The 13,995-nt window shown below is 74.4% G+C and carries 10 protein-coding genes; 3 read left to right on the forward strand and 7 right to left on the reverse strand.

What is annotated here, in order from left to right; translation table 11 throughout:
- Nucleotides 1-12 precede the first annotated feature (12 nt).
- From ACFHW0_RS04575 to ACFHW0_RS04590, 4 genes are all read right to left on the reverse strand, one after another.
- A complete protein-coding gene (locus ACFHW0_RS04575; protein ID WP_416605629.1) occupies nucleotides 13-2,469 on the reverse strand; it encodes a glycosyl hydrolase 2 galactose-binding domain-containing protein in 2,457 nt (818 codons plus the stop codon).
- Nucleotides 2,466-3,299 carry a carbohydrate ABC transporter permease gene (locus tag ACFHW0_RS04580; protein ID WP_366640194.1) on the reverse strand — a complete coding sequence of 278 codons (834 nt, stop codon included), beginning with the start codon at nucleotides 3,297-3,299 and terminating at the stop codon, nucleotides 2,466-2,468. The genes ACFHW0_RS04575 and ACFHW0_RS04580 overlap by 4 nt, the downstream gene beginning before the upstream one ends.
- A 162-nt stretch (nucleotides 3,300-3,461) precedes the next feature.
- Complete coding sequence (locus ACFHW0_RS04585) at nucleotides 3,462-4,478, reverse strand: carbohydrate ABC transporter permease (protein WP_416605630.1); 1,017 nt, start codon at nucleotides 4,476-4,478, stop codon at nucleotides 3,462-3,464.
- Nucleotides 4,479-4,548: 70 nt separating this feature from the next.
- Complete coding sequence (locus ACFHW0_RS04590; RefSeq protein ID WP_416605631.1) at nucleotides 4,549-5,838, reverse strand: extracellular solute-binding protein; 1,290 nt, start codon at nucleotides 5,836-5,838, stop codon at nucleotides 4,549-4,551.
- Nucleotides 5,839-6,223: 385 nt separating this feature from the next.
- Here ACFHW0_RS04590 and ACFHW0_RS04595 point away from each other — a divergent pair, with 385 nt between their 5' ends.
- On the forward strand, nucleotides 6,224-7,243 hold the full coding sequence (locus ACFHW0_RS04595) for a LacI family DNA-binding transcriptional regulator (RefSeq protein ID WP_416605633.1): 1,020 nt from the start codon (nucleotides 6,224-6,226) through the stop codon (nucleotides 7,241-7,243).
- Between the two features lie 10 nt (nucleotides 7,244-7,253).
- Here ACFHW0_RS04595 and ACFHW0_RS04600 read toward each other — a convergent pair whose 3' ends face one another.
- Both ACFHW0_RS04600 and ACFHW0_RS04605 read right to left on the reverse strand, forming a co-directional pair.
- A complete protein-coding gene (locus ACFHW0_RS04600; RefSeq protein WP_416605634.1) occupies nucleotides 7,254-8,081 on the reverse strand; it encodes a MerR family transcriptional regulator in 828 nt (275 codons plus the stop codon).
- A gap of 72 nt (nucleotides 8,082-8,153) precedes the next feature.
- Entirely contained in the window at nucleotides 8,154-10,430 is a 2,277-nt protein-coding gene (locus ACFHW0_RS04605) for an EAL domain-containing protein (protein WP_416605635.1), read from the reverse strand.
- A 205-nt stretch (nucleotides 10,431-10,635) separates the two neighbouring features.
- Between ACFHW0_RS04605 and ACFHW0_RS04610 the strand changes: the two genes are divergently transcribed.
- On the forward strand, nucleotides 10,636-11,013 hold the full coding sequence (locus ACFHW0_RS04610) for a PH domain-containing protein (protein WP_416605636.1): 378 nt from the start codon (nucleotides 10,636-10,638) through the stop codon (nucleotides 11,011-11,013).
- Nucleotides 11,014-11,034: 21 nt separating this feature from the next.
- Here the strand turns inward: ACFHW0_RS04610 and ACFHW0_RS04615 are convergent, their stop codons facing one another.
- Nucleotides 11,035-11,961: a 2-hydroxyacid dehydrogenase gene (locus ACFHW0_RS04615; protein WP_416605637.1), complete on the reverse strand. Its 927-nt coding sequence runs from the start codon at nucleotides 11,959-11,961 to the stop codon at nucleotides 11,035-11,037.
- A 190-nt stretch (nucleotides 11,962-12,151) separates the two neighbouring features.
- On the opposite strand from ACFHW0_RS04615, the gene ACFHW0_RS04620 reads away from it, so the two are divergent.
- The gene (locus ACFHW0_RS04620; RefSeq protein WP_416605638.1) at nucleotides 12,152-13,966 is read left to right on the forward strand and encodes a SpoIIE family protein phosphatase; all 1,815 of its coding nucleotides are present in this window, start codon (nucleotides 12,152-12,154) and stop codon (nucleotides 13,964-13,966) included.
- Nucleotides 13,967-13,995 lie beyond the last annotated feature (29 nt).

Here is a 13,995-nt window from a genome sequence, read left to right on the forward strand (position 1 = left end):
CGTCGTCGACCGTCAGCCGGCGGCGATGTCGCCGGCGTGGCGCAGGACGGGGCGGGTGGTCAGGGCCGCCGGGGGCAGTGGGGCGTTCGTGCGCACCGTGAACGTGGCCGACTCGCCCGGTAGCAGGGTGACCAGCGCCTCGTCGGCCTCGGCCGCCGGGTCGAGGCGGTCCGGGAAGAGGGTCAGGTCGCGCAGCACCGTGCGGGCGGTGACCCGGACCCGGTGCCCGCCGTCGACCGGTTCGACCGCCGCGTCGTAACCGGCCGGCGGCCAGTCGGCGTCGCGGTCCTCGGCGAAGAACCAGAGCGCCCGCTCGGCCGTCCCGCCCGCGTCGGCCACGAGCAACTCGCGGCGGGCCTGCTCCGGCCGCGCCAGCTCCGCGGGCAGCGCCAGCTCGATCCTGGCGTACGCGGGAACGTCCAGCTCCAACGTGACCTTGGCCCGTGGCTCGCCGGTCAGGGTCAGCCGGGTCACCGAGGCGGTCGCCCGCCACGGGGTCGCCCCGTCGTTGACCCCGACCAGGGCCAGGCCGCCCGCGCGGGGCTGGACGGTCAGCAGCCGGTCCGCGTACGCCCGGCGCAGTGCGTACCACAGCGGCTTGCGGCGGCCGTCGCCGTCGACGGCCGACCACGAGGTCACCGGCCAGCAGTCGTTGAGCTGCCACACGATCGTGCCCGCGCAGACGTCCCGGTGGGAGCGGAAGTGCTCGACGGCGAGCTGGATCGCCCGCGCCTGGTTGAGCTGCGTCAGCCAGTGCCAGTCGTCGAAGTCGGCCGGTGCCGGCAGGTGGGCGTCGAGCCCCCGCCGGAGCTTGGCGTCCCCGTCGATCGCCTTCTGGTGGTGCGCCATGCCGGGCGAGTCGGAGGCCAGGGGCTCGTCCGACAGCGCCCGGCGCAGCGTCGCGTACGCGGGCGGGGCCTGGTAGCCGAACTCGGCGACGAAGCGCGGCACGTACTCGCGGTACTTCGTGTAGTCGTCGGTGTTCCAGACGTCCCAGATGTGCGTCGTGCCGTGCGCCGGATCGTTGGGGTGGATCTCCTCGCTGCCCGACCACGGGCTGCCCGGCCAGTACGGGCGCGTCGGGTCCAGCTCGGCGACGATCCGGGGCAGCAGCTCCAGGTAGTAGCCGCGCCCCCAGGCGCGCCCCGCGAGGGGCTCCTGCCAGTCCCAGTCGTGCCAGCCCCAGATGTTCTCGTTGTTGCCGGTCCAGAGCACCAGCGACGGGTGCGGCGCCAGCCGGACCACCTGCTCGGCGGCCTCGGCGGCCACCTCCGCGCGGAACGGCTCCTCCTCCGGGTAGGCGGCGCAGGCGAAGAGGAAGTCCTGCTGCACCAGCAGACCCCACTCGTCGGCGAGGTCGTAGAAGTCCTCCGACTCGTACCGGCCGCCGCCCCAGACGCGCAGCAGGTTGACGTTCGCGTCGGCGGCCTGCCGGAACCGGTGCGCCAGCCGGTCCCGGGTGATCCGGGTGGGGAACGCGTCGTCGGGGATCCAGTTCACCCCCCGGACGAAGACCGGGGCGTCGTTGACGTGCAGGGCGAACGGGGTGCCGTGCGCGTCGGGGACGGTGTCGAGGCGTACGGAGCGGAACCCGATCCGGCGGGACCACGTGTCGAGCGGGCGGGCGTCGGCGTCGGCGTCGTGCAGCGTCACCTGAAGCGGGTGGCGGGGCTGGTCGCCGTACCCCCGGGGCCACCACAGCGCCGGATCGCGGACGCTGAGGGTCAGCACGGCCGTGCGCTGCCCGGCCGGGATCGTCGCCTCGGCCGTCGCGCCGGCGACGGTCGCCCGCACGGTCAGCGGCGCGTCCCCTGCCCGCTCGACCTCGACGTGCAGCTCCACCCGGCCGTCGCCGGCCTCGACGGTCACCAGCGGACGCACGACGGCCAGCCGCGCCGTGGACCAGGCGTGCAGCCCGATCTCCTGCCAGATGCCGGCGGTGACCAGGGTCGGCCCCCAGTCCCAACCGAAGTTGCAGGCCATCTTGCGGATGAACGGGAACGGCTCCGGGTAGGCGTTCGGCCGGTCCCCGAGCCGGTCCCGCTGCGCCTCGGCGTAGCGGTAGGCGGCGTCGAAGCGTACGGCCAGGGTGTTGGACCCGGCGGCCAGCAGCGACCCAACGTCGAAGCGGTGGCCGCGGTGCATGTTCTCGGCGCGGCCGACCTCGGCGCCGTTGAGGGTGAGCGTGGCGACGGTGTCCAGGCCGGCGCAGACCAGATCGACCCGCTCGTCGTCGCCCGGCTCGTGGTGGAAGGTCGTCTCGTAGACCCAGTCGGTGCGCCCGATCCAGGCCAGCGCCTTCTCGTTGTCGTCCAGGTACGGATCGGGGATCAGGCCGGCGGCGAGCAGGTCGGTGTGCACGCAGCCGGGTACGGTCGCCGGCACCGCGCGGCCGGCGATCCCCGCCGGTACCTGCGGGCCCGGTACCGCCCGCAGGCTCCAGCCCTCGTGCAACGCTTGCCGGGTCACGACTTCACCGCACCTTCCATGATTCCGCGGACGATCTGACGGCCGCCGACGAAGAGCATCACCAGCAGCGGGAGGGTGGCGACCAGGGCGCCGGCCAGCACCCGCCGGTACAGCACGTAGTTGCCGCTGGCGAGGTCGGACAGGGCGACCATCGAGGTCGGGTAGTCGGTGCCGCCGAGGGTGATCAGCGGCCACTGGAACTCGTTCCAGGTGGCGACGAAGGTCAGCAGGCCGAGCACCGCCATGGCGGGCCGGACCGCCGGCACCACCACGCTCCAGAAGATCCGCATGGTGCTCGCGCCGTCCATCCGCGCGGCCTCGACCAGCTCGTCGGGGACCGCGTCGAGGATGAACTGCCGCATGTAGAAGACGCCGAACGCGGTGACCAGGCCGGGCACGATCACCGCGAGGAGGGTGCCGTTCCAGCCGCCCTCGCCGGGCATCCGGCCCATCAGGATGTAGAGCGCGACGACGCCGAGCTGGTTCGGCACCGTCATGGTCAGGACGACCATGACCATCAGCGCGTTGCGCCCCTTGAACCGCAGCTTGGCGAAGGCGAAGCCGGCCAGCGAGCAGAAGAAGAGCACCGACGCCGTCACCACCGACGACACGATCACGCTGTTGCCGAGCGACTGGAGGAAGAACACGTCCTGCATGGAGAAGACCTCCCGCAGGTTGGTGACCAGCTGACCGCCGGGCAGCACCTGGGGCGGGATCTTCGCCAGCGCCTCGTCGGTGTTCGTGGCGATGACGAACATCCAGTAGAGCGGGAACGCCGAGAACGCGATCACGACGCTCAGGAACAGGTAGGTCCAGACGGTGCCGGGCATGTGCTGCGGCGCCCGGCCCGCCAGCGCCGCCCGCCGGGAGCTCGAGACCTTCACCTGTACCTCCCTTCGTTCGCGACTGCGGGGCTCGCAAGCTCACTCCTCGCGCTCACCGGTGCCCCCCTTCGTTCGCGACTGCGGGGCTCGCAAGCTCACTCCTCGCGCTCACCGCTTACCACCTCCCAGGCGGTTGGTGACCAGCGCGTTGATCGCCGCGACGAGCAGGATGACCAGGAAGAGGGCCCAGGACATGGCGGCGGCGTAGCCGAGGTTGAGGTCCCGCCAGCCGACCTTGTAGATGAGCTGCGCGACGGTCTGCCACTGCCCGTCGTCGCCGCCGAGCCCCAGGGCCGGGTTGGCGTCGAAGAGCATCGGCTCGGTGAACAGTTGCAGGCCGCCGATGGTGGAGAGCACGACGGTGAAGATGACCACCGGCCGGATCATCGGCACGGTGATCCGCCACAGCTGGCGCCACGGCCCGGCGCCGTCGACGGCGGCGGCCTCGTAGACGTCACGCGGGATCGACTGCATGGCGGCCAGGTAGAGCAGCGCGTTGTAGCCGATCCACTTCCAGTTGACCATGGTGGCGATGGCGATCCAGGAGGACCACTTGGCGGAGCGCCAGTCGATCGGCGCGGTCTCGCCGATGCCGAGCAGCGACAGCACCCAGTTGGCGATGCCGGTGTCCCGGGCGAAGACCACGGAGAAGATCAGCGTGGAAGCCGTCACCGGGGTGATGTACGGCAGCAGCACCCCGACCCGGAACCAGGTCTGGGCCCGCAGTTTCCGGTTCAGCAGCGAGGCGACGATCAGCGCCAGCAGCAGCTGCGGCACGGTGGAGAGCAGGAAGATGCCGAAGGTGTTGGCGAGCGCGTTGAAGAAGTCGTCGTCGGTGAACAGGCGGCGGAAGTTCTCCAGCCCGGCCCAGCCGGTGAGCGTCGGGTCGTCGAGCCGCCAGTGGCGCAGGGCGACGACGCCGTTGAAGACGATCGGGAAGAGCCCGAAGACGGCGAAGAGCAGGAAGAACGGGGCGATCAGCAGGTACGGCACGTAGCGCATGTCGAAGCGGTGCAGCCGGGTGCGCCAGGGGCCGGGCTCGTAGGGGCGGTTCCGTTGGCTGGCCGTCGCGCCGGAGTCCCGGTCGGGCCGGGGCGTCGCGGGGGCGGCGCGGGTGGTGGACATCGGGGGACCTCCAGGGGACCGGGTGGGACGGCCGGTCGGGACGGGGCGACCCGCCCCGGCCGGCGTACGGTCAGGACTTGGCGGCCTTCTCGGCTTCCTTGACCGCCTCGGTCCACGCCTGGTCGGGCTTGCCCTTCAGGTTCCCGGTGGCCAGCCGGTTGAGGACGTTCTCCACCGCCACCCGGGTCGGGCCGTTGCGGCGGCCGAGGTACTGCGGGGTGAGGTTCTCCGCCGTCCTGGAGAAGATCTGGCCGACCGGGGCGTCGCTGAAGAAGGGGTTGGTGAAGTCCCTGATCGCCGGGTCCTGGTAGAGCGCCGGCTGGGAGGGCAGGTTGCCGACCTTCTTGAAGATCTCGATCTGCTGCTCGGGCTGGATCAGCCACTCGACGAACTTGTACGCCTCGTCGACGTTCTTTCCCTGCTTGGGGATGGTCAGGAACGAGCCGCCCCAGTTGCCGCCCCCGCCGGGGATGGCGGCCACGTCCCACTTGCCGCTGGTGCCGGGGGCGGTGTTCTTGATGTGGCCCTGCATCCAGGCCGGGCAGGCGAGCACGGCGAAGTTGCCCTTGACGAAGCCGCTGTTCCACTCGGGCGAGAACGCGGTGAGGTTGGCCGAGAGGTCGGCGGCGATGGTCCGGGCCGCCACGTCGAACGCGACCTTCGGGCCGCCATCCATCTTCAGCGCCTCGCTCTCGTCGTAGAAGCCGACCGGCTGCTGCCCGAGGACGGGGTTGAAGATGTTGGTGCCGGCGTCGATGAACTTCTTGCCGCTCCGGGCCGTGTACTGCTGGCCGACCTCGATGAACCTGTCCCAGGTGGGCCAGAGCGCGGAGACCTGGTCGCGTGCGGTGGGCAGGCCGGCTGCTTTGAACAGGTCGGTGCGGTAGCACATGGCCAGGCCGCCGACGTCGGTGCCGAGACCGATCTGGGCCTTGCCGTCGGGCGTCAGGGTCTGCTTCCACTTCCACGGCAGGTACTTCTGCTCGTACGTGCCGGCGCCCTTGTCGAGCAGGTTGACGAACTTGTCGGCCTGGCCGCGGAACTGGATGACGAAGCCCTCGTCGACGGCGGCGATGTCCGGCGCGCCGGAGCCGGCGACGAGCTTCTTCTGCAGGTCCTCGTGCTGGGCGTTGTACTCGCCGGTGTTCAGGCTGATCTTGACGTTCGGGTTCGCGTCCTCGTACTTCGTCTTGAGCTCGTCGAGCCCGAAGTCGCCCCAGAAGTTGATTTTGAGGGTGACCGGGCCGCCCGCCCGGGAGTCGCCGCCACCCCCGCTGTTGCCGCTGCACGCCGCGACCATGACCAGGCTGACCGCGCCGACGGCGGCCGCCCTGGCCCAGTGCGTCAAGGACCGTCTCATGTCATCCTCCGCGCCAGATGGGATCGCTCCCGACATCGAGAGCCGTTGACTGAACCGGATAAGTTCCGCCACCGTACGGTCCGGTTTCGGCAGTGTCAACGGGCAGCCACCGTCGACACTTCGCGGTAATCTGCATCGCTCGTGGGAGCGAGATCATGGGAGGTCGAGCCGCTTCGGTATGAGGCCGGAGCGCGCAGAGGCGGCGCGGCTCGGGGCCGGAGCGAGCGGCCCACGATCACTTAACCGGGAAAGTTCGCGACCGATCCGGCGCCGGTCGCCGGTCGCGCCGGCCCGCCCCGGGGCCGGTGCAGTAGCGTGGACCGCCGCCGGTCGCCCCGGCCTCGTGGTGACACCCGCCCGGGCGGGAGAGTGGAGGAGTACGCCGGTGAAGCGGCCCACGATCGCCGACGTCGCCCGCCGCGCCGGGGTGTCCAAGGGGGCGGTCTCCTACGCGCTGAACGGCCAGCCCGGGGTCTCCGAGGCCACCCGGCAGCGGATCCTCGCCATCGCCGCCGAGATCGGCTTCAACCCGAGCCGCGCCGCCCGCTCCCTCTCCGGGGCCACCGCCGACGCGGTCGGCCTGACCCTGTGCCGCCCGGCCCGCACGCTCGGCATCGAGCCGTTCTTCATGGAGCTGATCAGCGGCGTCGAGGCCGAACTCTCCGCCCGGTCGTACGCCCTCACCCTCCAGGTGGTGGCCGACCAGGACGCGGAGGTCGCGGTCTACCGCCGGTGGTGGGGCGAGCGCCGCGTCGACGGCGTCCTCGTCTGCGACCTGCGCGCCGACGACCGCCGGGTGCCGGTGCTGGAGGAGCTGGGCCTGCCCGCGGTGGTGATCGGCGGCCCCGGCGGCACCGGCGGGCTGGCCAGCGTCTGGTCCGACGACGCGGCGGCGCTGGTGGAGACCGTGGAGTACCTGGTCGCCCTCGGCCACCGCCGCATCGCCCGCGTCGGCGGGCTGCCCGCCCTGCTGCACACCGAGATCCGCACCGAGGCGTTCACCCAGGTGTGCCGCCGGCTCGGCCTGGCCGACGCGGTCACCGTGCCGTCGGACTACACCGGCGAGGAGGGCGCCCGGGCCACCCGGCGGCTGCTCAGCTCGGCCGGGCGCCCCACCGCCGTGATCTACGACAACGACGTGATGGCGATAGCGGGGCTGTCGGTGGCCCAGGAGATGGGCCTCGCCGTGCCGGGCGACCTGTCCATCGTGGCCTGGGACGACTCGCCGCTCTGCCAGCTGGTGCACCCGCCGCTGACCGCGCTCGGCCGGGACATCCCGGCGTACGGCGCGCACGCCGCCCGGCAGCTGCTCGCGGTGATCGGCGGCGCGCCGCCCGGCCGCGTCCAGGACGAGACGGCCCACCTGACCCCCCGGGGCAGCACGGCGCCGCCGCGCGCCGACTGAACCGGTTGAATCACCTGGCCTTCGTCACCGGCAACTGGAGTTCGGTGACACCGTCCGCCGGGTCCTCCGCGCAGTAGTCCAGGTACAGCTCGCGGACGTAGCCGTCGGCCCGCCAGCCGTTCGCCTCGATCCAGGAGGCGAGCGCCTGCACGCTGCCCGCGACCTCGTCCATCGGCCCGTGGTGGATGATCGTCGCGGCGGCGGGCACCGGGGGCAGGTCGACGACCGCGAAGTCCCGGGCCGCCGCGGGGTCGGCGGCCACCGTCACCGCGGCGTGCACCACCACGGCCTCGCCCTCCCCCGTCGCTTCGTACCAGGCCAGGCCCGGGCCGCTGGGGGCGACGCCCGCCTCGCCGAGGCGCCGGAACAGCTCCGGGTAGAGCGGCTGGATCACGGTGGAGATGTCCGGGGTCTCGTAGCTGCGGGCCACCGCGGTCAGCTCCGCCACCCGGACCGCGGGCAGTTCCTTGAGTACGACGTCCTGGCTGGTCATCCGACCCTCCGTCTCGATCATGCGGAGCCTCGCCTCGACCCCGGCCAGCCGGGCGGTGTCGGCCGCCAGCTGGGCCTCCAGCTGGGACCGGCGCAGCCGCAGCATGCCGCGCAGCTCGGCGACCTCGACGGTGTCGTCGAGGATGGCCCGCACCTGCCCGAGGGTGAGCCCGAGTTCCTTGAGGGCGATCACCCGGTTGAGCCGGTGCAGCTGCTCGGCCCGGTAGGACCGGTACCCGGTGTGCGGGTCGACGGCGGCCGGGCGGAGCAGCCCGATGCCGTCGTAGTGACGCAGCATGCGGACCGACACGCGGCCGAGCCTGGCGAAGTCTCCGATGGTGAACATGGCCCCTCACACGTTCGGCCCTGACACGGTGTCAGAGTCAACCAGGCGGGGCGGGGCCCGTGGGCCGCCCGGTCAGCGCGAGGCCGAGGGGAACTCCTCGAAGTACGCCTCGACCCGCTCCGCGGTGGCCGGGCGGGCCAGCGCGAAGCCCTGCCCGTACCGGCAGCCGGCCCGCCGCGCGCCCTCGACCAGGCCGGCCGACTCCAGTTCCTCGGCCACGATGTCCAGACCCAGGCGGTCCCCCACGTTCACCACCACGTCGATCAGCGGACGCTGCGGGTCCGCCGGGTCCACCAGCTGCGGGCCGACCTTGAGCAGGTCGATCGGCAACCGGCGGAGCTGCGCCAGCGAGGCGTGCTCGGCCCGGAAGTCGTCCAGCGCGGTGCGCACGCCCAGCGAACGCAGCCCGGCCAGCCGGGCCACCACCGTCGGCAGCTCGGCGCCCACCCGGGGCTCCGCCACCTCGACCACCAGTCGGTCCGGCGGCAACCCGTACGCGTCGAGCACGGCCGCCGTGCGCGGCACGAAGTCGGGCGCGGCCAGCTCCCGGACGGTCACGTTCACCGCCATCCAGAGCTGCCGGCTGCCCGTCGACCAGGCGGCGAGCTGCCGGCAGGCCCGGTCCAGCACCCAGCAGCCCAGCTCGCCCACGATGTCGAGGTCCTCGGCCACCGGCAGGAACTCGGCGGGAAGCACCGTGCCGAGCACCGGGCTGCGCCACCGCAGCAGCGCCTCCGTGCCCACCGGCTGCCGGTCGGTCAGGTCGAGCACCGGCTGGTAGACGAGGTCCAGCTCGCCCCGGGCGACCGCCCCGGGCAGCTCCCGTTCCAGGTCGAGCCGGCGGACGAGCTGCTCCTCCAGGTAGGCGTCGTACCACTCGACCCGGTCCCGGCCGAGCTGCACGGCCCGTCGCCGGGCCAGGTCCGCCTGGCGCAGCACGTCCTCCGGGCCGCCGTTGCCGATCTCGGCCAGCCCGATGCCGGCCCGCAGCCGCAGCGACCCGCCGGCCGTGCGGTAGGGCTCGGTGAGCACGGCGAGCAGCCGGGTGCCCAGCGCGTACGCCAGCACCGGCCCGACCCCGGTGACCACGGCGAAGCCGGTGGCGGTGACGTCGGCGAGCAGGTCGCGGGGGCCGACGACCGCGCGGGCCCGGCGGACCGCCTCGGCCAGCACGTCCTCGCGGCCCTGGTGCCCGTCGGAGGCGGGGCCGGTTCCGTCGAGGTCGACGACGAGCAGCGCGCCGGCGGGGCCCGGCGCGTCGCGGAGGGTGGCGAGGGCCCGCAGCAGCGCGGGCCGGTCCACGGGCGCGCCGGAGCGGTCCGGGTCCGCCGGGCGGTGCCGGACCGGCGGAGCGTCGGGGCCGGTCGACGGCGCCGGGTCGTCCGCCCGGAGCAGGTCGCGGAGCACCAACGGCGGGGCCAGCGCGAGGGCGAGCAGGACCGCCGTGAGGTCCGGCGGCCCGCCGTCGCGGAGCTGCCACCCGACGGCCGCCACGGCCGCGACGGCCGGGACCACCGCCCGGGGCCACACCCTGGTCGGCGGGGCGGGCGGGTCCGGCTCCGGGCGGGTCGCCCGCCGCGCCCCCGCCGCCGTCAGCAGCACCCCACCCACCAGCGGGGGTACGGACACCAACGCCGCCCGCCCCGGTGCCGTGCCCGCCTGCACCGCGGCCAGCACCACCAGCCCGGACAGGGTGAGCGCCGCCCCGCCCCGGCAGCGGGCCGTGCCGGTACGCCGGTGCGGCCCGGTCAGCACCAGGAGCACGGCGAGCGCGAGCCCGCCCAGGGCCACGGCCAGGGCGAACCGCGCCGGCGGGTCGAGGCGGTCGCGGGGCAGCAGCAGCCAACCGGCGAGGACCAGCCCCAGGCCGGCGGCGGTCGCGTCGACGGCCCCGCGCAGCCGGACCCGGGCGGACGGGCGGGGCCGCCGCGCCGCCGGAGGCAGACCCGCGACGAACATCGCGGCGGAGGCGGCCAGCCCCGACACCACCACGGCGGACCGTTGGCCCGGCTCGGCGAGCGGGAGCACGGCGGCGGTGAGCCCCGCCGTCACCACCGCGGCGTCGAGCAGCACGGCGACGCGGCGGGGCGGCGCCGCGCGCCTGCGGACGGCGCGGGACCGGGTCGGGACCTGTGCGGGGGTGGGGGCCGGCGGCGGGGCGGCGGTGAGCCGGGAGAGCCGCGCGCCCGCCAGGGCGCAGCTGGCCGCGCCGGCCAGCGCCACGACGGCCAGGGCGGGCACCCGACCGGCCGCGCCGGCGAGCAGGAGCAGCGCGACGGCGGCGAGGACGAGGGTGTCCGGCAGTGCGGGACGGGGGATGGACGCGCGTTGCGGGTACGCGAGGGGCACGGCGGTCGCCTTCGTGAGGGGGCACGGGCGGTGCGACGGTGCGGGGCACCGGACCCGGGGTTGGTCCGCTGCCCATCAGTCGCCAACGAGCGGGCACGAAGGCGGTGACGCCGGGTCGACCGTGATCCCCGTCACTGACGCTCACGGTCCGCCCCCCGTGCCGCCCGGCGCGTACCGGGGCCGGCGGGGGTGGGATCATCGGGGGGTGAGCAGCTCCGACACCGTCCACTTCCGGCACAACCAGGCCATCCTGGCCGCCGCGATCGTCGCCTTTTTCGGTGCCCTGCCGGTGGCCGGCGCCCGGTGGTACCTGCTGCCGGTGCTGCTCGTCCCGCTCGCCGTCACGGTGTGGGCGTGGCGGGCCGGCACCGACGCGGACGCCCGCGAGCTGCGCCTGCGGGCGCTGGTCGGGCAGCGCCGGATCAGCTGGGACCGGGTCGTCGAGCTGGCCGCCGACCCGCGCGGTCGGGCGGTCGCCCGGCTCGACGACGGCCAGCGCGTCACCCTGCCGGCCGTACGCGCCACCGACCTGCCCCGGCTGGTCTCGGCCACCGGCCAGACCCTGCCCGGCGCGGCCGGCTGAGCACGGCCGCGCCGGCACCGGTCAGTAGCCGTCCACCACCGTGTTGATCAGCGGCTCGCCGGCGGCGAACCGGCGGACCTGATCGCCGACCAGCCGGTACGCTCGTGGCCACAGTCCGCGCACCGATCCGGCGACGTGCGGGGTGAGCAGCACGTTCGGCATCGTCCACAGCTCGTGGTCGGCGGGCAGCGGCTCGGGGTCGGTGACGTCCAGCGCGGCCGAGATCCGGCCGGTACGCAGCTCGGCGACCAGCGCCTGAGTTTCGGCCACCGGCCCCCGGGCGGCGTTGACCAGCAGCGCGCCGTCCCGCATGGCGGCGAGGAACCTCTCGTCGACCAGCCCTCGGGTGTGCTCGGTCAGCGGCACCAGCAGCACCACCACGTCGGCCTCGGGAAGCAGCCCCGGCAGCTCCTCGACGCCGTGCACGCCCTGCTCCGGGCGGGCGGTCCGGGCCACCAGCGTGAAGCTCACCTCGAACGGCGCGAGCCGGTCCCGGACCGCCGTGCCGATGGAGCCCGCCCCGACGATCAGCACCCGCTTGCCGGTCAGCTCGTCGGTGGGGGCCACCTCGTCGTACGCCCAGTCACGTCGGGCCTGCGCGCGGGCGAGGGCCGGGAAGCCGCGCAGCTGGGACAGGATCGCCGCGACCACCCACTCGGCGGTGGACGGGTCGTGCACCCCCCTGGCGTCGCAGAGCGTCACGCCCTGCGGGACCCGGCCGGCCCACGCGTCCGCCCCGGCGGAGAGGAGCTGCACCACCGCCAGGTCGGGCAGCTCGCGCAGCAGCGCGGTGGCGTCCCCGCCGGCCAGGAAGGGCGGCACCCAGAACCGGACGCCGGCGGCGTCCGAGGGGAGCCGGGAGACGTCCTCGGCCACCTCGACCGTGACCTCCGGCGGCAGCTCACCGAGGAGTGTCCGGCCGGCCTGATGCGGGATCCATACCTTCACGCCCGCCGACGATAGCCCCCGGCGGGGGTGCCCGTCGGGCGGGGCGGCCCCCGGCACCCGCACGGGCCCGCCGGACGCGGATGAGGTGATCAAGGCGACGCTCCGGCGACCGCGTCGATTCTGGTCCCGAGGGGGTATAAGGGAGGACCGGAGTGCCGGTCGGCCTCCATCCGGCACGGACAGGTGGTCAATGACCGACGGCTCCCGCGACGACGCCCCGGAGCGGGCAGACCCGATCCCGGCGCTCCGCGATCCCGACCGGCTGCGCTCGCTCGCCGAGACCCGGCTGACGGCCGCCCCCGACGAGGCGTTCGACCGGTTCGCCCGGCTCGTCGGGGACCTGCTCGACGTGCCGGTCGCGCTGGTCTCCCTGGTCGACGCCGAATGCCAGTTCTTCCCCGGCGAGGTGGGCCTGGCCCGGCCGTGGGCCGCCCGGCGGCAGACCCCGCTGAGCCACTCGTTCTGCCAGCACGTCGTCGACCTCGGCACCCCGATGGTGCTGCCCGACGCCCGGCTCCATCCCGCCCTGCGGGACAACCTCGCCGTGCCCGAACTGGGCGTGGTGGCGTACGCCGGGATGCCGCTGACCGATCTGGAGGGGCGCGTGCTCGGGTCGCTCTGCGCGATCGACGACAAGCCGCGCGACTGGACCGCCGAGCAGTTGCGGACGCTCGCCGACCTGGCCGCCGCCTGCTCCTCCGAGCTGCGGCTGCGGATCGCCCTGGAGGGTGCCGAGCAGGCCCGGCGGCGCGCCGAGGAGGCCAACGGGCGGCTGGAGCTGCTGGCCGGGCTGGCCGGGACCCTGGCCGGGACGCTCGACGTGGCCACCGCGCTGCGCCACCTGTGCGACACGATGGTGCCGCTGCTGGCCGACTGGTCGCTGGTGACCCTGGTCGGGCCCGACGGGGCGCCGCGCGACGTGACCGCCGCGCACCGCGACCCGGCCCGCGCCCCCGACGTCGCCCGCTTCGCCGAGCTGATGCGCACGGGGCTGAGCCCCGACTCGGTCACCCGGGAGGTGCTGCGTACCGGGCGGCCCGTGCTGGGCGGCGCCGCCACCCTCGCCGACGTGCGGCGGGGCACGATCGGGCCGGAGATGCCGGAGATCGCCGCCCGCCTCGGCTTCTCCTCGCACCTCAGCGTGCCGATCACCGACGCCGGGCGGGTGCTCGGCTGCATCACCCTGATCAACGGGCCGCAACGGCGGCACTTCGACGACAGCGACCTGCTCATCGCCGAGGACGTCGGCCGCCGGGCCGGGCAGGCCATCGGCAACAGCCGGATGTACGGCGAACAGCAGCACGTCGCGCACGTCCTGCAACACAGCATGCTGCCGCGGCTGCCCGTCACCGAGGACCTGGAGCTGGCCGCCCGCTACCTGCCGGCGGCGGACCGGGTCGAGGTCGGCGGCGACTGGTACGACGCCTTCCGTCAGCCCGGCGGGGAGCTGATCGCGGCGATCGGCGACGTGGCCGGGCACGACATCGAGGCCGCCGCGACCATGGGACAGCTGCGCAACCTCGTCCGGGGCAACGCGTACGGCCGGCCCGACGCGGTCGGCGAGCTGATGAGCCGCCTCGACGAGACGATCCGCGGGCTGCACATCCCGGCCGCGGCCACCGCGACCCTGGTACGGCTGCACGCCGACGACGCCGGCGGCCAGCGGGTCACCTGGTGCAACGCGGGTCACCCCGCGCCGCTCGTGGTCCGGGCCGGGGGCAGGGTGGAGGTGCTCGCCGGGACGCCGGAGCCGCTGCTCGGGCTGAACCGTCCGGTGCGGCGGACCAGCCGCCACGCCCACCTGGCCACCGGCGACACCCTGCTGCTCTACACCGACGGCCTCATCGAGCGGCGGGACCGGTCCATCGACGAGGGGATGACCGAGCTGGTCGCCCGGCTGGGCGGCGCTGACCGGCTGCCGCTGGGCGAGCTCTGCGACCTGCTGCTGACCGCCGCGCCCCGCCGGGAGGACGACGTCGCGCTGCTCGCCGTCCGGGCGATCTGACCGCCCCGGGGAGTCGGTCCGATCCGTCG

Origin of the sequence: Micromonospora sp. LOL_025 (assembly GCF_048060285.1) — a bacterium.
In the GTDB taxonomy this organism is placed as follows: Bacteria; Actinomycetota; Actinomycetes; order Mycobacteriales; family Micromonosporaceae; genus Micromonospora.